The organism is Salicibibacter kimchii (assembly GCF_003336365.1).
Lineage (GTDB): Bacteria > Bacillota > Bacilli > Bacillales > Marinococcaceae > Salicibibacter > Salicibibacter kimchii.
On record NZ_CP031092.1, the window covers coordinates 2,261,191 to 2,279,018 of the forward strand.

The 17,828-nt window shown below is 47.4% G+C and carries 18 protein-coding genes; 17 read left to right on the top strand and 1 reads right to left on the bottom strand.

Translation table 11 applies throughout. From position 1 onward, the window contains the following. Positions 1 to 48 precede the first annotated feature (48 nt). Both DT065_RS11430 and rsmI read left to right on the top strand, forming a co-directional pair. Positions 49 to 1,131, top strand: a complete 1,083-nt coding sequence (locus tag DT065_RS11430) for a GIY-YIG nuclease family protein (RefSeq protein WP_114373470.1) — start codon at positions 49 to 51, stop codon at positions 1,129 to 1,131. Continuing rightward, the gene (rsmI, locus tag DT065_RS11435; RefSeq protein WP_227002569.1) at positions 1,082 to 1,933 is read left to right on the top strand and encodes a 16S rRNA (cytidine(1402)-2'-O)-methyltransferase; all 852 of its coding nucleotides are present in this window, start codon (positions 1,082 to 1,084) and stop codon (positions 1,931 to 1,933) included. Before DT065_RS11430 ends, rsmI begins: the two co-directional genes overlap by 50 nt. Positions 1,934 to 1,975: 42 nt before the next feature. On the opposite strand, the gene DT065_RS11440 is transcribed toward rsmI, so the two are convergent. Next, positions 1,976 to 2,272: an AbrB/MazE/SpoVT family DNA-binding domain-containing protein gene (locus DT065_RS11440; RefSeq protein ID WP_114373474.1), complete on the bottom strand. Its 297-nt coding sequence runs from the start codon at positions 2,270 to 2,272 to the stop codon at positions 1,976 to 1,978. Between the two features lie 763 nt (positions 2,273 to 3,035). On the opposite strand from DT065_RS11440, the gene metG reads away from it, so the two are divergent. The 15 genes from metG (at position 3,036) to DT065_RS11525 (ending at position 17,496) form a co-directional block, all read left to right on the top strand. Continuing rightward, complete coding sequence (gene metG / locus DT065_RS11445) at positions 3,036 to 5,009, top strand: methionine--tRNA ligase (RefSeq protein ID WP_114376270.1); 1,974 nt, start codon at positions 3,036 to 3,038, stop codon at positions 5,007 to 5,009. Between the two features lie 24 nt (positions 5,010 to 5,033). After that, positions 5,034 to 5,807: a TatD family hydrolase gene (locus DT065_RS11450; protein WP_114373476.1), complete on the top strand. Its 774-nt coding sequence runs from the start codon at positions 5,034 to 5,036 to the stop codon at positions 5,805 to 5,807. A gap of 129 nt (positions 5,808 to 5,936) precedes the next feature. Further along, a complete protein-coding gene (rnmV, locus tag DT065_RS11455) occupies positions 5,937 to 6,524 on the top strand; it encodes a ribonuclease M5 (protein WP_114373478.1) in 588 nt (195 codons plus the stop codon). Continuing rightward, positions 6,521 to 7,396 (top strand): 16S rRNA (adenine(1518)-N(6)/adenine(1519)-N(6))-dimethyltransferase RsmA, encoded by an 876-nt coding sequence (gene rsmA, locus DT065_RS11460; RefSeq protein ID WP_114373480.1) that lies wholly within the window; start codon positions 6,521 to 6,523, stop codon positions 7,394 to 7,396. Before rnmV ends, rsmA begins: the two co-directional genes overlap by 4 nt. Positions 7,397 to 8,759: 1,363 nt before the next feature. Next, the gene (gene yabG / locus DT065_RS11475) at positions 8,760 to 9,632 is read left to right on the top strand and encodes a sporulation peptidase YabG (protein WP_114373486.1); all 873 of its coding nucleotides are present in this window, start codon (positions 8,760 to 8,762) and stop codon (positions 9,630 to 9,632) included. A 219-nt stretch (positions 9,633 to 9,851) separates the two neighbouring features. Continuing rightward, positions 9,852 to 10,106, top strand: coding sequence for a biofilm formation stimulator Veg (gene veg, locus DT065_RS11480; protein WP_114373488.1), 255 nt, complete (start codon positions 9,852 to 9,854; stop codon positions 10,104 to 10,106). 115 nt (positions 10,107 to 10,221) lie between these two features. After that, positions 10,222 to 10,401 (top strand): small, acid-soluble spore protein, alpha/beta type, encoded by a 180-nt coding sequence (locus DT065_RS11485; RefSeq protein WP_114373490.1) that lies wholly within the window; start codon positions 10,222 to 10,224, stop codon positions 10,399 to 10,401. A gap of 183 nt (positions 10,402 to 10,584) precedes the next feature. Then, on the top strand, positions 10,585 to 11,445 hold the full coding sequence (gene ispE, locus DT065_RS11490) for a 4-(cytidine 5'-diphospho)-2-C-methyl-D-erythritol kinase (RefSeq protein ID WP_114373492.1): 861 nt from the start codon (positions 10,585 to 10,587) through the stop codon (positions 11,443 to 11,445). 59 nt (positions 11,446 to 11,504) lie between these two features. Continuing rightward, positions 11,505 to 12,332, top strand: coding sequence for a pur operon repressor (gene purR, locus DT065_RS11495; protein WP_114373494.1), 828 nt, complete (start codon positions 11,505 to 11,507; stop codon positions 12,330 to 12,332). A gap of 56 nt (positions 12,333 to 12,388) precedes the next feature. After that, positions 12,389 to 12,766, top strand: coding sequence for a RidA family protein (locus tag DT065_RS11500; protein WP_114373496.1), 378 nt, complete (start codon positions 12,389 to 12,391; stop codon positions 12,764 to 12,766). Positions 12,767 to 12,863: 97 nt separating this feature from the next. Continuing rightward, a complete protein-coding gene (locus tag DT065_RS11505) occupies positions 12,864 to 13,328 on the top strand; it encodes a hypothetical protein (RefSeq protein WP_114373498.1) in 465 nt (154 codons plus the stop codon). A gap of 259 nt (positions 13,329 to 13,587) precedes the next feature. Further along, positions 13,588 to 13,875, top strand: a complete 288-nt coding sequence (gene spoVG, locus DT065_RS11510) for a septation regulator SpoVG (protein WP_114373500.1) — start codon at positions 13,588 to 13,590, stop codon at positions 13,873 to 13,875. 426 nt (positions 13,876 to 14,301) lie between these two features. Beyond that, positions 14,302 to 15,666, top strand: coding sequence for a bifunctional UDP-N-acetylglucosamine diphosphorylase/glucosamine-1-phosphate N-acetyltransferase GlmU (gene glmU, locus DT065_RS11515; protein WP_114373502.1), 1,365 nt, complete (start codon positions 14,302 to 14,304; stop codon positions 15,664 to 15,666). A gap of 116 nt (positions 15,667 to 15,782) precedes the next feature. Further along, entirely contained in the window at positions 15,783 to 16,733 is a 951-nt protein-coding gene (locus DT065_RS11520; protein ID WP_114373504.1) for a ribose-phosphate diphosphokinase, read from the top strand. Positions 16,734 to 16,875: 142 nt separating this feature from the next. Continuing rightward, positions 16,876 to 17,496, top strand: a complete 621-nt coding sequence (locus tag DT065_RS11525) for a 50S ribosomal protein L25/general stress protein Ctc (RefSeq protein ID WP_114373507.1) — start codon at positions 16,876 to 16,878, stop codon at positions 17,494 to 17,496. Positions 17,497 to 17,828: the final 332 nt, after the last annotated feature.

Consider the following 17,828-nt stretch of genomic DNA (forward strand, 5'->3'; position numbering starts at 1 on the left):
TTTTGAGCCCGTGCCTCTCGTTCGCGCGGGTTTTTTCGAGGTGAGCTTATGCGTTTGCATCCGAAGGAACGGATCGATTATATTTATAGAAATCGCCTGCGGATCATTCAAAGTAAAGATACCTTTCCTTTTTCCAAAGATTCGGTCCTGCTCGGACAGTTTGTTTCGGTTGCAAAAACGAGGGGGAAAATGATTGATTTATGTTCCGGAAACGGCTCCATCGCCCTTGTGATGGCGATGCGCAGCAATGTGCAAATCACTGGCGTGGAGGTGCAGCCCGGGTTGTGTGATATGGCCCGACGGAGCGCAACATTGAATGGATATAAGGAGCAATTAGATTTTATTTGCGGAGATATAACCGAAGCAAGCGAATGGCCGGCGGGAATGGGGACCTACGATGTTGTCACGTGTAATCCGCCTTATTTTCAGGAAAAAGAGAAAAATAAACAATCGGCTGTTTCGATGGCTAGGCATGAAGCAACTGTTTCGTTTGTCGATGTGGCTCAGATCTCAGCCAGGCTTGTAAAATATAAAGGCAAAGCGGCGTTCGTTTACCGGCCGGATCGTTTAGCGGAGTTATTCCATGCCTGTGAGCGCGTCCAACTGACGCCGAAGCGGCTTCAATTTGTGCATCCGAAAGCAGGCAAGGAAGCGAACATGGTTTTAGTGGAAACGATTAAAGGCGGGAATCCCGGGGTGAAAACGTTACCTCCGATTACGGTTTATGATCAGGAAGGAAACTATACGGAGCAGTTTTTGCAGGCTTACGAAGGAAAAGAGACGGAAAAAGAACAGCGCTTGGCCACGGAACCAGGCGAGGACGTTTCCGACCATTACGTTTATATACTTGAGTGCAGGGATGGCTCGTATTATACCGGTTACGCTCGTGAACCGTTTGTACGTCTTGAAAAGCATAATGAAGGCACGGGAGCCAAATATACACGCGGGCGCGGGCCGGTTACGTTGATTCATTTGCAGGCGTTTCCGAGTAAAGAAACAGCGATGCGGGAAGAATGGCGAATTAAACAGTTGACGAAAGCAGAGAAGAAACAATTGATTGCAGAAAGGAGGCGGAGGGCTTTTGGATCAGGGCATTCTTTATCTCATTCCGACCCCGATTGGAAATCTTGAAGATATTACTTATCGCGCCGTTCGTATGCTTGGCGAAGTCGATTTGATTCTTGCAGAAGATACGCGGCAAACCCGAAAATTGCTTTCTCACTATGGCATCCATACGCCGATGAAGAGTATGCATGAACATAATGAAGAGAAAAGAACGGCCGAATTATTGGCAAATCTTCAAGACGGCGAACAATGGGCGCTTGTCAGCGATGCCGGAACGCCCCTCGTCTCCGATCCGGGCGAACGGTTGGTGAACGCCTGTATAGACGCCGGTGTAGCGGTGATTCCTTTGCCGGGGGCCAACGCTGCCGTTACAGCGTTGATTGCTTCAGGTTTTGGAGGAGGCCCTTTTCATTTTCACGGCTTCCTTCCCCGCAAGAAAAAAGATAGGGAAGAAATGCTTGAGGATCTTGGGCGTGTCCAGGCACCGGTTGTTTTTTATGAATCTCCTTATCGGCTTACTGCTACCATTGAGCAGCTTGCTGAAACGTGGGCCAATCGTGAAGCGGTGGTCGCGCGCGAGTTAACAAAGCATTATGAGGAATTTCACCGCGGCCGTTTGGACGAATTGGCACAGATCGGGCGTGAAAACGGTTGGCGAGGAGAATGTTGTGTGATTGTAGCGGGAGCCTCGGACCAGGAATTGGAAGAGAACCGTGCGCACGCTTGGTGGGAAGGAATGCCCGTGATCAACCATGTGAAGGCGTATGAAGATCGAGGATGGGGGCGGAAGGCTGCGCTGAAACAGTGTGCCGTTGATCGGAAAATGAGCAAAAATGATGTGTATGCCATCTATCATGGGCTGGAATAACAAAGACGGATCGTTTTATGGACGATCCGTCAACGAAAAGACTTAAGAAACTGTAGATTTTGAACCTTCTACATACGATTGAAGTTGTTCGATAATTTGTTTGGCTCCTTCAGGACTTAAGACGATATTCCCGTCGGCGAGCGATAGATTATCGTTGGATACTTCCCCTGTTACTTGGCACGTATTGGACGGTTCGTATTTTTGTAAAATAATCTGGTCATCATTCACATAAATCTCCATCGCGTCCCGGTTGGCAATCTCCATTGATTTACGCAATTCCATAGGAATGACTACGCGACCGAGTTCATCTACCTTTCGGACAATGCCGGTAGATTTCATTTGCTCGACCTCCTTGATTTGTTGGTGTATGTGAGTGTTTCTATTTTCAACACTTTTCTCTCTCTATTGTTACTATAATACCAGTACTGTAAATACAAGTCAATTAAAACATATCATTCCAGTTCTATAGTAATAGGGCGGAAAATGTGATACGGCCTGCTTTGGTGATCATCGGGGCGAGGATAGATGTATGAAAGCATATCACCGTCTGGAAGCAAGATGGGTCAAGCCAAATCAAATGAAATAAAAGAAATTTGGCATCAAACGAGCCGAAGGAAGCCAAAAATAAGCGACATCCATTCAGAATGTTTATTTCTATCGAGCGAACGGTGGGGAGCGATTAATACCGCGTTGCGGCACAGAGACTCTAATGGCCAAAAGAATCCCCCCACCTTGACAGATGGCCTCGACTTTTCTATCCTTTTAATAAGTATGCGAATATCGATACGGTCCTGCGAACGGATGAGTAAATGCTCACGTGTCCACAGAGAGCCGGGGGTGATGAGAACCGGTGGCAAACGAGGCGTTGAAGATGGTCCGGGAGGGTTTTTCTTCGAGCTGTGCGCGCAGCAAGGGGAGGACGTCTGTCGACGTTATTGACAGCTGCCGGTGATGAAACCGGCGCTTTGAGCTCTTGATCGTGATCAGGAGGAAAAAGGGTGGTACCGCGTGAGTGAACTCTCGCCCCTGCATGGGGTGGGAGTTTATTTTATTTCGATTAATTTTCATTAAAAAAGCTCAAGATGAAAACAAGGAGGTTCTTATGTCTAAGCCAACGTTTTACTTAACAACACCGATCTATTATCCAAGCGGAAAGCTGCATATCGGTCACGCGTATACGACGGTGGCGAGCGATGCATTGGTCCGTTACAAACGTCTGAAGGGCTATGATGTCATGTTTTTAACGGGGACAGACGAACATGGCCAAAAAATTGAACGAAAAGCGGAAGAAGCGGGAACGACGCCGCAAGCTTTTGTCGATGACATCGTCGAGAGCATTCGCTCCCTTTGGGATAAACTGGATATTTCCTATGACGACTTCATCCGTACAACGGAAGAGCGGCATAAACGATCGGTTCAACAAGTCGTGGAACAATTGAAAGCGCAAGGGGATATTTATTTAAGTGAATACGAAGGCTGGTATTCCGTTTCCGATGAAACGTATTATACGGAAATTCAGCTTGACGAGCCCATTAAGGAAAACGGAAAAGTGGTGGGCGGCAAAAGTCCGGACAGCGGGCACCCCGTGGAATGGGTGCGGGAAACGTCCTATTTTTTCCGGATGTCGAAATACGCCGACCGCTTGCTTGCTTTTTATGAAGAAAATCCTGGTTTCATCCAGCCGGAAGCACGTAAAAATGAAATGATCAATAACTTTATCAAACCGGGACTCGAAGATCTTGCGGTTTCCCGCACGGCGTTTTCCTGGGGTGTCCCTGTAAAAAGTGACCCCGAACATGTGGTGTATGTTTGGATTGACGCATTGTTAAATTACATTACCGCCCTTGGATATGGAACCGAAAATGACGGGAAATACCAACAATATTGGCCGGCGGATGTGCATGTCGTCGGAAAAGAAATCGTCCGTTTTCACACGATTTATTGGCCGATCATGCTGATGGCTTTGGACGTTCCCCTTCCGAAAAAAGTGTTTGGCCACGGCTTCGTGCTGATGAAAGATGAAAAAATGTCGAAGTCGAAAGGGAATGTCGTGTATCCGGAGACATTGGTGGAGCGGTATGGCCTGGACGCGGTTCGTTACTATTTGCTTCGGGAAGTGCCATTCGGCGCCGATGGCCTTTTTACGCCGGAAGCATTCGTTGACCGTATTAATTTTGACCTCGCGAACGACCTCGGCAACTTGTTAAACCGAACGATCGCGATGATTAATAAATATTTTGATGGCCAATTGCCGGAATATATTCGAGACGGGACGCCTTATGACACCCAGCTCGTGGAGCTTGCCTACGCGACGGTGGCGAAGGTGGAGAACCATATGGAAGAAATGGAATTTTCCGTGGCGTTAACGGCGATCTGGCAATTCATTAACCGCGCCAATAAATATATAGATGAAACACAGCCGTGGATGTTGGCCAAAGGCGATGAGGAGGAACCGTTGCAGGCGGTGATGTATCATTTGGCGGAAGCCCTCCGCTATGTCGCTGTTTTGATCCAGCCGTTCTTAACGAAGGCCCCGCTTTCCATTGCCAAACAACTTGGGTTTGAAAATCAGCAAGCGTTATTGACGTGGGGTTCGCTTGAAACGTTCGCCCAGCTGCCGGCGGGTACAAAGGTGATTAAAAAAGGCACGCCGGTCTTCCCGCGCCTCGATGTGGAAGAGGAAGTCGCCTATATCACGGAGCAGATGACGGGAAGCACTTCGCCTTCTGCTGATACGTCTGAAGGCACAGAAGGGCTTATTACGATTGATGACTTTAAAAACGTTGAGTTGCGGGTAGCAGAAGTCGTTGCGGTAGAGCCTGTGAAAAAAACCGATCGTTTGCTGAAAATCCAATTAGATCTGGGAACGGAAAAACGCCAAGTCGTATCCGGCATCGCCGAACACTATGATGAAGCAACGCTCCTTGGCAAAAAGCTTATTTGCGTGAGCAATTTGAAGCCGACAAAACTTAAAGGGGAAGCGTCACAAGGAATGATTCTAGCCGGAAAAGCGGATGGCGATTTACGCGTTGTTATCGTTGATGGCGATCTGCCAAACGGCACGGTCATTTCCTAATCCCGGGGAAAGAAGGACAAGCATATGGTTCAATTATTCGACACACATGTCCATTTGAATGTGGAACAGTTTGAGGAAGATAAAGAAGCGGTGATCGCTCGCGCCCGTGAATCCGGTGTGACGATGATGAATGTCGTTGGCTTTGATCGCGAGACGATAAAAGGGGCGATCGATCTCGCTGAAACGTACCCTTTTATCTATGCCACGGTCGGTTGGCATCCTGTGGACGCTGTTGACATGGAAAGGGAAGATTTGGATTGGATCGAGTCTTTGGCAGCGCATCCCAAGGTGGTAGCGATCGGGGAAACCGGATTGGATTACCATTGGGATAAATCCCCGGTCGATGTTCAAAAAGACGTGTTTCGTCAGCAAATTGCTTTGGCGAAAAACGTCAATCTCCCCCTTGTCATTCATGGCCGGGAATCGCAAGAAGACATTGCAGCGATTATGGAAGAAGAGGGGCTGGGAGAAGCCGGAGGGATCATGCACTGTTACAGTGGGGATATTGAGACGGCAAAACGCTTCTTGGCGCTCGGCTTTCATATTTCTTTTGGCGGCCCGGTTACGTTTAAAAATGCGCAAATGCCGAAAGATGTTGCCAAAGAAGTGCCGCTGGACCGATTGTTGATTGAAACGGACTGCCCTTTTCTCGCGCCACACCCCTATCGCGGGAAGCGTAATGAGCCGGCCTATGTGGCCAAAGTTGCGGAAAAGCTGGCAGAGCTTCAGGGCCTTACGTTTGAGGAATTAACGGAAACAACCACGGCGAATGCAAAGGCTTTGTTTACAATCACTTAGGGGACGCGATCGGCTAAAGTGACAGATTAAGCTTTTAAAATGACAGATTATCGTAGCAAAGTGACAGATTACCATGGCGAAGTGACAGATTATCTTACCGGAAGTCCTGCGCATCAGAGGAGTGCTCGAATGGAAAACAACAAAGCTGTGGTGGAAGAATGCATCGTGGTCGAAGGAAGAGATGATACGGTCGCGGTTCAACGTGCGGTCCATGCAGACACGATTGAAACGATCGGTTCGTCCGTCCCCTCTCACGTGATCGAAAAGGTCAAACTTGCTGCAAGCCGCCGCGGCGTCATTATTCTCACCGATCCCGATTATCCCGGAGAACGGATCCGCCGAATTATCTCTGAAGCGGTTCCCGATTGTAAACACGCGTTTATAAGTAAAAAAGAAGCCAAGACGGCTGACGGGAAAAGCATTGGTGTCGAACACGCCCAACCGCCAATGATCCGACGTGCACTTGAAAAAGTTCGAAAACCGACGAACCATCCCAAAGCACCTCCGGAACTATCCATCGAAGAAGTGCGTGCAGCCGGCCTGTTGGCCGGCCCGAACGCGCGCGAGAGGCGTGCCCTCGTTGGGGAACACCTTAATATCGGGTATGCCAATGGCAAGCAGTTTTTGAAACGTTTGCATATTTTTCGTATCGGCCGTCAGGAGTTTCAAGAAGCTGTAGCCAAAGTGAAGCAACAAAATGAGGAGTCTTCACAATGACAAAAGAAATTGCAACGCCGTCAAGAACAAGGGAAATCATGGACAAACACCATCTTTCTTTTAAAAAAAGCCTTGGACAAAATTTCATGCTTGACGGGAACATTTTGAATAAAATGGTGGATGCCACTGAAGTAACCGCTGAAGATGGGATAATTGAGGTTGGGGCGGGCATCGGCGCGCTTACGGAGAAATTTGCAAAACGCGCGAAAAAAGTTGTTGCTTTTGAGATCGACCGGCGCTTCATTCCTGTCCTGGCAGATACGCTTTCGGCTTACGATAATATCGACGTTCGCCATCAGGACATCTTGCAAGCGGATGTGCAGGAACTTTTCACAACAACCTTCAACGATGTGAGGCATGTCATTGCCGTTGGCAACTTACCGTATTACGTCACGACGCCGATTTTAATGGGGTTTTTGGAACAAAAACTTCCGATTCAATCATTGACGGTGATGATCCAAAAAGAAGTCGGCGAACGTTTGGCTGCCTTCCCGGGCACAAAAGCGTACGGTTCTTTGTCGATAGCAGCCCAATATTATGCGGAAACGGAAGAAATCATGACGGTACCCGCGACGGTGTTTATGCCGCGCCCAAATGTTGACTCGACAATTATCCGTTTCCGGATTCGAAACCAACCTGCTGTCCATGTTGAAGATGAGCGTTTATTTTTCGATTTAATAAGGGCTGCATTCGCCCAGCGGCGCAAAACGCTTTCGAACAACCTGCGGCATTGGCTCGGGCAAAAGGAATTTGAAGCTGATTTGCAGGAAGTGTTTCACCTTGCCGACATGGATGGCAAACGCAGGGCGGAAACGCTTACGCTTGCAGAATTTGCTGTGTTGGCCGATGTTTTGTCAAAAAAAGGGTTATAGTGTCGGCTGTTTTTTTCGCTCACCGCCTTCGTTGATGTACCGAAAATGAGTGGTAAGGGGACGACGAAAAACAGGGGAGTTCGAAGAATTGCGACACGCCAAGCGGGGTTTTGCTGATTTAGAATGGCTGAACTAGGGGCGCCACCTGTAGTTGTGCCGTCAAGCCCTGCTGTTCGGTCGTTAACGTGGGATAATGAAGCCCTAACGTGTGAACGCGGAAGTCGTTCAGTCGTCAACGACGGTTGATGTAGCATGCATTAGTGCGATCGTGGAGACTGGCTGAATAATGGGTATATCTGGAATAGATCTGCTGAACGTTTTACGTCTATGTTTCGACAAAGGCATGGACGCTCGGTCTAAAGCAAATGGCTTGGAGCGCCAAGGGGGCGATCCGAAAATCCAACCAATGTGCGCTAGTGGGGTGCTTAAGAAATTCCTTCCCTATTCACGGACCCTGGAAAGAAGGCCTGAGTGATCGACGCTCGAAACGAGTTCTATCATCGAAACGATCGCCGAAATTAGAACGCATGCCGGAAAGGTGTACTCGGAAGCCGAAGCATGATCGGCTTCGGCATGGAAAGAGAGCAAAGAATAGTGCATATGTCGAAGGAAGGGTTGCATCGGCATGAAATGAGGGCAAAGGAGTGCCGGGAAGCCGAAGCTATGATCACATTGGCAAGAAATGGAGGAAACCATTCAATGTGTGGAAAAAGAAGCAAATGAACAGCTGACAATATAATCTTCTCCACGGGTTCAATCCTTCCGATCTCGAAGTCCCTGCGATGTTTGCCTTTTGTTTTTTCTCCCGGGGTCGACCCATCGTGAGATCTACCCAGAAATAGTGAGGGGAAAAAACTTCTGAAACATTGCGCTAGGTATGACGTTATCATTTTCCTGAACAAAAGTTGTGATGCTTTGTTCAGGATTTTTTTATTCGACGATTTTGCCCTGGTTTTGTCATGATCCAAAGCTATGAACGGTTCATGACGCCCGGAATAGCTGCCCGCCGTCGCCGCGCTGAAAAATGCCCGCAAGGAGGCTTGTAGCGTTCAAATTTATAGGAAGCCGTGCTGAAAATAACCGCAAGGATCCCTAGCCCTGTTACGGTTAACTTATTGGACGGCGCACTCGGGCGGTCGTCTATTAGGAAACAGCCATGTTCAAAACCCTGCCTATTATCTGGTGATTGTATCATGACAACTTTACACATAATTATGGACTTAACTGTCGCCCCGCGTTCCTGGTTGCCATGTGAAATTCCGTGAAGCCCGAACTTACAGCCGCCCCGTTCGAACATTCCTCATTGCATCATTCACCTTACCCGCGCCCTCCGCATAGGCTAACGCATGAAGGAGGAGTCGCGATGCCATTAGAGATCGGTGATCTCGTTACCCGTTATTCCTACAACGAAGATATTTTATTTCGGATTACGCGCATTCACAATGATGGCACGTTCGAGTTGAAAGGGGAAGATTTACGGTTGGTTGCGGATGCGCCGCATGAAGACTTGAATAAAATAGATGACGATGAACGGGCGAAACGGGAAAAAGAACAACAAAAAAAAGAAGAGCAATGTTATCATCTTTTTCGGCAAGATTTCCGTTTGCTTAGGGAAAAAAGCGATTATGAAATGGCTTCAAACTATTCAACCTCTAGTCCCCTCTATTTCGAGATGAGGGGTCGTGTTTTGCATTTGGATGGGGATCCTGCTTATTTACAAAAATGCGAGCTAATGTATGAACGATTGGGGGTTCCTGTATACGGTGCTCATATGAAAGAAACAGAGATGCAACATCAAGTGGCTTCCCTTCTGGAAATGGTGCAGCCGGAAATCCTTGTTATCACCGGTCATGATGCATATTTACCGGCGCAGAGAGGACAAAGGGATAAAAAGGCCTATCGACATTCCCACGCTTTCGCGCAAGCGGTGCGAGAAGCGCGTAAAGTTACCCCTCAATTGGATAATCTCATCATTTTCGCCGGAGCTTGCCAATCCTATTTCGAAACCCTTATCCGGGCAGGTGCAAATTTTGCGAGCTCCCCGGCGCGTGTAAATATTCATGCCCTTGATCCTGTTTATATTGCTGCCAAAGTAAGCATGACCCCTTTTATGAATCGTGTGCAATTGTATGAAATTCTGCGTAATACCCTCTCCGGCGATGATGGACTGGGAGGCATTGACACAAAAGGGGTTTTGCGACGTGGAATGCCTTTGCGTGACGAAACAGAAATGTAATCTCTTCCTCCTGTGCTTCACATGTTTTACGTGACGAGAGATTTTTTCCGGCGGATCCGTATAACAACGTGAATGAATGCACATGATAAGGGAAATCTTGCCGTCTAACAATAGGGTATTGACAGGACAGAATTGAACTTGATACAATTTATTGTTTTGTATCATTTGACACGGGCATAAATATATGATATTATCATATATGTGAGGTGGGGTGAAGAGATGGGTAAAACGTTAGTTGAGATTAAGGAATCCCTTGAAGAAAACGTTGGAAAACGGATTACGCTGAAAGCCAATGGCGGGCGTCGCAAGATTGTCGAACGCTCGGGGCTGTTGGAAGGAACATACCCCTCGGTTTTTATTGTGAAATTGGATCAAGATAAGCACAAAATTGAACGTGTATCCTATAGTTACACGGATATTTTGACGCAAACCGTCCAACTTACGGTTTGTGCGGATGAAGAACTCCAAGCGTAAAAATAAGCAAGAAGGATAGCTGTCATTTCCGTTAGAAAATGACAGCTATATTTTTATGGTTGAGCATCTACACTATAAAAGCACGGCATATTAAAATTGCGGGGGGATGGTTCTTTTGAGCCGGAAACGCGGAATGATGTCAGATGCTTTAAGAGAAGAGATCGCCAAAGAAATCGGAATTTATGATACGGTCCAACAAGAAGGTTGGGGCGGGATTAAATCCAGAGATGCCGGTAACATGGTAAAAAAGGCCGTCGAGATGGCAGAACAGGATTTGGCAAAAAAGCATCAGTAAAAATGTCGTGCGCCCGGGGGAATCTCACCCCGGGTTTTTTAAGTGGGAAGCGTGACTGTACAGTAATGTATTTTTCCACTAAAATGATTATAAGTGATAATCGTGAGGAATTTCATTTCACCATTAACGGCGCTTACGTTGGTGATTTTGTCGGATAGTTGAACGAAAAAAGGAGAATGGACGTTGAAGTGTTCGCTAAAAGCCCCTGCAAAAATAAATTTATCGTTGGACGTGATCGCCAAACGCCCGGATGGCTATCACGAAGTTGAAATGATTATGACCGAAGTGGACTTGGCCGATCGCTTGGATTTTATGATTCGAGACGACGGGGAAATCGTCGTGGAAATGTCTGAAGGGTTTATCCCCCACGATGCACGCAACCTCGCTTATCAAGCAGCACAATTGCTGAAATCCAAATACCGGACTCGCCAAGGTGTGCATATATACATCCAAAAAAATATTCCGGTGGCAGCGGGACTGGCAGGAGGAAGCAGTGATGCGGCCGCGGTTTTACGGGCGCTTAATGAGATGTGGGGGCTTTCTCTTTCCAAAGGGGAGCTTGCGGAATTGGGCGCAACCATCGGATCCGATGTCGCTTTTTGCGTTCATGGCGGCACGGCAAAAGCAACCGGGCGCGGGGAAAAAATAGAAAAACTGCCGGCGCCGCCCTCTTGCTGGATCATATTGGCCAAACCGCCGATCGGCGTTACGACCGGAGACATTTACCGACAAATTTCAGTGCCTGACCGTTCTTCTTCTCTGGCTTCCGAAATGGAAGATGCCATTTATGCCGAAGATTACGCCCGGATTTGCAAGCATCTCCATAATGACTTGGAAGCCGTGACGCTCGACCTTTATCCGGAAGTTCGGCGTATTAAGCAACGGATGATTGAATCCGGCGTAGATGCAGCATTAATGAGTGGCAGCGGCCCGACCGTATTCGGGCTCGTGAAACACGAAAACCAGGTGAATCGGGTGTATAATGCGCTTCGTGGTTTTTGCGAACACGTTTATGCGGTCCGAATCCTAACAGAAACTTGCTAAAACCGAATGATAATGATATATTCTCTTTAAATATTCGTGTTTTGGTGAGAGGTGCGGAAATGAAAAAACTGAAGCGAAGCGGTCGTCTCGTGGATATGACGAACTTTTTACTCAAGCATCCGAATCAACTGATCCCCCTCCACCGTTTCTCGGAACGTTACGGGGCGGCGAGATCTTCGATTAGCGAGGATTTGGGAATTGTAAAAGAGATCTTTGAAAGCGAGCAAATGGGGTATTTAACAACTGTGGCGGGCGTTAGCGGCGGGGTACGCTATGAACCTGCGGTTTCTGCACGAGAAGCAAAAACCCTTGTCGAGAGCCTTTGCCGACGGTTGGAGGAGCCTGATCGGCTGCTCCCGGGCGGTTATTTATACATGATGGATGTTCTGGGAGAGCCGGGATGGATGAATGAGATCGGCCGTTTGTTCGCGGGAATTTATCGGGGGCAAAACATTGATGTCGTCATGACCATGGCTACTAAGGGCATTCCGCTGGCTTATGCGGTTGCTGCTTATCTTGATGTGCCGATATGTATTGCCCGTCGTGATCATCGTGTCACGGAAGGGTCCGTCGTTAGCATCAATTACGTCTCCGGTTCGAACAAGCGAGTTCAAACCATGTCCTTGGCGCGCCGAAGCATTCCCGAAGGCAGTGATGTCTTAATCGTTGACGATTTCATGAAAGGGGGAGGAACGGCGAGAGGCATGAGCGAATTATTAACAGAGGTAAATGCACACCTCGTTGGCATCGCTGTGCTCGTTGAAGCGCGTCACAGTGAAAGGCTTATTGACGAGTACATTTCATTGGTCCGCCTTGATGAGGTAAATGAACAAGAAAAACAAATTAAGGCAGGTCCGGGAAATTATACGAATCATTTACAATACTGATAAGCTCCCGTAAAGCAACCTAAACGTTAATCGATAAATAAAGGAGAAGTGTTAGCATGAAAACCGTTTATACGAATCAAGCCCCTGAAGCGATCGGCCCATATTCCCAAGGGGTGATTGTCAACAATATGTTTTACAGTTCCGGTCAAATCCCGCTGACCCCCAACATGGAACTGATCGGAGACGGCATCCATGAACAGACGGAACAAGTGCTCGAAAATGTCCAAGCTGTGCTGAAAGAAGCAGGGGCCTCCATTGATTCGGTTGTTAAAACGACGATTTTTATAAAAAATATGGATGATTTCCCTGTTATCAATGAAATATACGGGCGTTATTTCAATGAACATCAACCGGCACGCGCTTGTGTTGAAGTGGCGCGGTTGCCAAAGGATGTCCAAATCGAAATTGAAGTGATCGCGTTGGTCAACGAATAATCGAGAAACTACCTTTTTGGGAAGGTGGTTTTTTTAACGCTTATGAATGGTATATCCTAAAGGGGAGATACTTTAAAAGATAAATGGAGGTATCAGGATGCTTGATTTGCCAAAAATTTCACAGGTCAGTGCCATTTTGCTTGAACATGCGAGGAACAAAGGGGTAACGGAATTAGAATTACAACGCGCCATTCGTGAAGAAAACATTTCGCTTTTAAATGAAATCAGCGATGACTACTACAATTATGATGAATTATTTACCTATGCCAAAAGGCACGCGGAGAATCTAGAAAATGCACTTCTGGAAGGATATACGATGAAATTTAACACGATGGATGGGTTACAATGGCTGCAACAGAAGTATGGACTTGAGGAAGGAAGCGATTATCGGAAAGGGAAGGAGCAAATTAATGATTTAGTAATAGGAGGAGATGCGCGTCAAACCATTGAAAGCGCATTGGCTGACAATTGGGCGATCGAGACGGTGGAGAATGAGGAGGAAAAAGACGAACAAAAAATCATGTTACACTTGAACGCGTGGTTTGATAAACCGGATGAATAATCGAGGAGAGACAGTCCCGCGCTGCTCCCTAAAGGGGGAGCAGAATGAGGTGCTTCAAAATTTTAATTTTTTTACCTTTTGAAAAAGGAGTTTGCCCATCTCGTGTGGAACATTGTAACCTAGAGCCTTTTTATACTATCAGAAAGTATAAGCGTTCGAATGTTCGGATGATAGTATAAGAAGACGTTGACTTTCACCATTTGGCGAGAAGTCAACTTTTTCTAAAGTGCTACATTTAAAAGGTGGTGAAAAAGGAAAAATGGAGGTTACAGATGTCAGGCTTCGGAGGGTAAATACAGCCGGGCGCATGCGAGCCATTTCTTCCATTACCGTGGATCAGGAATTTGTTGTTCATGACATTCGAGTGATCGATGGAAATAACGGTTTATTCGTTGCGATGCCGAGTAAACGAACCCCTGACGGAGAATTTAGAGACATCGCCCACCCAATTTCTTCCCGGACGCGCGAAAAAATCCAAACAGCTGTGCTGGAAGAGTACGAACGACAAGGGGAATATGTAAAATATGAAGAAGCGGGGGTTTCCTAAAGAGGCAAAGACCTTGTACGTGTGATGTACAGGGTCTTTTCAGTGAGGATCACGAACGGCAGCGAAAAAATAATTTGCTTCGATATGGATGCATCGCGATGTTTTCTCGCCTTGAAAACAGCCGTTTTTTAGGATATATTCGTAGTATACAGTGAAACTTCCATCAGAGGGGTTCATCCCCCTCCAATCGAAGTGTTAGTCGCCCGCTATTTCAGAGGTCAGGTTTCAGAGATCAGAGGCCTGAAAAGGCTTTTTTTCAGGGCCTTCCGATTTCCGGCTTCGGATGTCTGACTTCCGGAAAAGCTGGCGCTTACCACCGGGATAAAATGAACATCTATCGAAGAGTAGCAATAGAAGTGGAAGCAAAAGGCTTTTTTCTCATCTCTCACCTCTAACTTCTCACTTCTAGCATTGGGAGGGCATCGGATGGATAATCGATATGCAATCGTTCTTGCAGCGGGCAAAGGAACACGTATGAAATCAAAAAGACCAAAGGTTTTACATACCGTAGGTGGCAAACCGATGGTTTCACACGTCGTGGAGCAGGTTCAGGCCGCCGGATTTGAACAAATTGCCGTGGTGATTGGCCACGAAGGCGAGCAAGTGCAACAAGCCCTTGGGAATGATGTCGACGTTGTATGGCAAGCAGAACGTCTCGGAACGGGACATGCTGTCCAGCAAGCTGAACCCCTGCTTGGAAAGAAAAAGGGCGTGACGCTAGTGATTAGCGCGGATACACCGATGATTTCAGCCGTTACCATGCAAGCCCTCAGTGACCATCATGAGCTTAGCGGTGCTGCGGCGACGGTTTTAACTGCACGTGTGGATGATCCCACGGGACTCGGGCGCGTGATTCGGGATACACGGTCGGGGGATGTGGAAAAAATCGTTGAACATAAAGATGCGACCGCCAAAGAACGAGGAATATCTGAAATCAATACAGCTACTTATTGCATTGATAACGAAGCGCTTTTTTCTGCGCTCCACGAAGTGACCAACGATAATGCCCAGCAAGAATATTACTTGCCGGATGTCATTGAAATTCTCAAAGCACAGGGAGAAAAGGTTTCGGCTTGGGAGACGCCCGATGCCTCCGAGGCGCTGGGGATCAATGACCGTGTGGCATTGTCGGCCGCCGAAAAAGCCATGCAAAAGCGGATCAACGAATATTGGATGAAACAAGGCGTTACCTTTGTGGATCCTGATCACACCTATGTATCGGCCGATACTGAATTGAGTCCGGACACGACGCTTTATCCGGGCACGATGCTACGCGGACGAACGGTGGTTGGAGAAGGCTGCTTCATAGGCCCCCACTCGGATATCAGTGATTGTTCCATTGCCGATTTTACGACGATTAAGCAATCGACGGTTTCATCAAGCGCCATCGGGGAGCAGGTTCAAATCGGTCCGTTCGCACACATTCGACCGGAAACGAACATCGCCAACGGGGCAAAAGTAGGAAACTTCGTGGAAATAAAACAATCAAATATCGGGAAAGATTCAAAAGCAAATCATTTGAGTTATATCGGGGATGCCGATGTGGGCGAGGACGTCAACCTCGGATGCGGCGCGATCACGGTCAATTACGACGGGAAAGAAAAACATTTAACGACCATTGAAGATGGGGCTTTCATCGGCTGCAACGCGAATCTTGTTGCGCCGGTAACCGTCGGGAAACATTCATTTGTAGCAGCCGGGTCAACGATTACTGAAAATGTGCCCGGGGAAGCGTTATCCATTGCACGATCTCGGCAATCCAATAAAGAAGGCTATTTGAAAGAAAAATAAGGTGACCGTTACCATCGCTCATCCCTCTGAGAGGGCAAGCAAATAGAGGGTTTCAAGGCCAAGAAAAGGCTTTACCAGTCGCATCACTCTCATTCAGAACGAAGGAGAATGGAAACATGTCCATGTATAACGATCCAACGTTGAAAATTTTTACGCTTAACGCGAATCCAAAACTGGCTCAGGAAATCGCCAAGCATATCGGTGTTGAATTAAGTGAAATGTCCGTCAAGCGTTTCAGTGACGGCGAGGTGCAAGTGAGTATTGAAGAGAGCATTCGCGGGTGCGATGTTTACCTTGTTCAATCCACCTCCGAGCCGGCCAACGAGCACCTCATGGAACTGCTCATCATGATCGATGCTTGTAAACGGGCATCGGCAAAAACGGTGAACGTGGTCATTCCTTATTACGGATATGCGCGTCAAGACCGAAAAGCACGTTCGAGAGAACCGATCACATCCAAATTGGTTGCCAATTTGCTGGAGAATGCAGGAGCAACAAGAATTTTAACCCTCGATTTACACGCTTCACAAATCCAGGGCTTTTTTGATGTTCCGGTCGATCAACTCCTAGCAACGCCACGCTTCGCCTCTTATTTTAAAGAAAAAAACCTGGAGGATATTGTGGTTGTATCCCCGGATCATGGAGGGGTTGTGCGAGCCAGACAGATGGCCGATCGTTTGGATGCGCCGATCGCCATCATTGATAAACGCCGCCCGCGACCGAACGTCGCGGAAGTCATGAATATTGTCGGCGAAATTGAAGGAAAAACCGCCATTATTGTTGATGACATTATCGATACAGCCGGCACCCTTCAATTGGCAGCCGAAGCACTCATTGAAAAAGGGGCACAACGGGTGTATGCCTCCTGCACCCATCCGGTATTGTCAGGGCCGGCGATCGCACGTATTCAAGAGTCGAAACTCGAGGAATTGGTGGTAACCAATACGATTGCGCTTCCGGAGGAAAAACAAATTCCGCAGATCACCCAGCTTTCTGTCGGTTCCCTTATGGCAGACGCGATTATTCGGGTGCATGAACAAACATCAGTGAGTTCTCTTTTTAATTAAAATGTTGCATAGATCCCCATCTAATGCTATTATATCGTATTAGAGTGCGTGTGCTTCAATCGAGCGAGAGAGAGCGTAAAAATCAACGCTTGTAAGCGTAAAAGCATAACATAGGACTTTGAGAAATGGATGAGGTGAAAGTATGGCAACATTAGAAGCAAATAAAAGAGAAGATTTGCGTCGTTCCGAAACACGTAAGTTAAGAGCCGAAGGGTATGTACCGGCGGTTTTGTACGGAAAGAAAACAGATAGTACCCCTGTATATGTTCCAAGCATTGCATTTACGAAGACATTGCGTCAGGTAGGGCGGAATGGAATTATCGATTTGGCGATCAATGATGGCAGCAAACATCAAGTGATGGTCCATGATCTGCAACAAGATGTGATCAAAGGGCATAACACACACATTGATTTTTTTGAAGTGGACATGACTTCCGAGATGGATGTCGAGGTCGCTGTCAATCTTGTTGGGGACGCGCCGGGTGAGTCCGAAGGCGGGGTCCTTTCCCATATGCTCTATACAGTTTCGATTCGCGCGCTTCCAAGGGATATTCCGGAACAAATTGATGTCGACATCAGTGAACTCGGCATTAATGACACAATCTTAGTTGGCGACTTACAAGCAGGCCGAAACTTTGAATTCAGCAGTGACGCGGAAGAAACGATTGTGTCCGTGCTCCCGCCGTCAGAAGAGGAGCCTGAATCGGAAGGCGGCGAAGAACAAGAGCCTGAACTTGTAGACAGCGAAGAAGATGAAAACTAAGAATAAGATGCGATTGGAGGCATAGCCTAAAGGTTATGCCTTTTTTACACGATAAGTCCCAATATTTCATAGGTCAGATTTCGGAGGCCGGAGGTCGGGACCCAGACCACAGAAATCAGAAGCCAGAGTCCGCTCATGGTATATCGAAGAAGCGAAGGGCTCCTCCCAGGAAATAACTTTCAGATAATATTCCGGCATCCGCCATCAGATATCCGGAAGGCTCCCGGCTTCCAATGGCTGATTTCCGGAAAAGCGGGCGACGAATCCCCGATCGCGATGCCCCCTTTTGGTGGCAAGAGGCAGGAGATAAGATTTAAACGAATTCAATCTTT

Coding starts and splice junctions, on each gene's coding strand:
- DT065_RS11450 (WP_114373476.1), top strand. CDS start 5,034: ATGGTTCAATTATTCGACACACATGTCCATTTGAATGTGGAACAGTTT.
- spoVG (WP_114373500.1), top strand. CDS start 13,588: ATGGAGGTTACAGATGTCAGGCTTCGGAGGGTAAATACAGCCGGGCGC.
- purR (WP_114373494.1), top strand. CDS start 11,505: ATGAAAAAACTGAAGCGAAGCGGTCGTCTCGTGGATATGACGAACTTT.
- yabG (WP_114373486.1), top strand. CDS start 8,760: ATGCCATTAGAGATCGGTGATCTCGTTACCCGTTATTCCTACAACGAA.
- DT065_RS11520 (WP_114373504.1), top strand. CDS start 15,783: ATGTCCATGTATAACGATCCAACGTTGAAAATTTTTACGCTTAACGCG.
- veg (WP_114373488.1), top strand. CDS start 9,852: ATGGGTAAAACGTTAGTTGAGATTAAGGAATCCCTTGAAGAAAACGTT.
- rsmA (WP_114373480.1), top strand. CDS start 6,521: ATGACAAAAGAAATTGCAACGCCGTCAAGAACAAGGGAAATCATGGAC.
- DT065_RS11430 (WP_114373470.1), top strand. CDS start 49: ATGCGTTTGCATCCGAAGGAACGGATCGATTATATTTATAGAAATCGC.
- DT065_RS11505 (WP_114373498.1), top strand. CDS start 12,864: ATGCTTGATTTGCCAAAAATTTCACAGGTCAGTGCCATTTTGCTTGAA.
- rnmV (WP_114373478.1), top strand. CDS start 5,937: ATGGAAAACAACAAAGCTGTGGTGGAAGAATGCATCGTGGTCGAAGGA.
- DT065_RS11440 (WP_114373474.1), bottom strand. CDS start 2,272: ATGAAATCTACCGGCATTGTCCGAAAGGTAGATGAACTCGGTCGCGTA.
- DT065_RS11525 (WP_114373507.1), top strand. CDS start 16,876: ATGGCAACATTAGAAGCAAATAAAAGAGAAGATTTGCGTCGTTCCGAA.
- metG (WP_114376270.1), top strand. CDS start 3,036: ATGTCTAAGCCAACGTTTTACTTAACAACACCGATCTATTATCCAAGC.
- DT065_RS11500 (WP_114373496.1), top strand. CDS start 12,389: ATGAAAACCGTTTATACGAATCAAGCCCCTGAAGCGATCGGCCCATAT.
- glmU (WP_114373502.1), top strand. CDS start 14,302: ATGGATAATCGATATGCAATCGTTCTTGCAGCGGGCAAAGGAACACGT.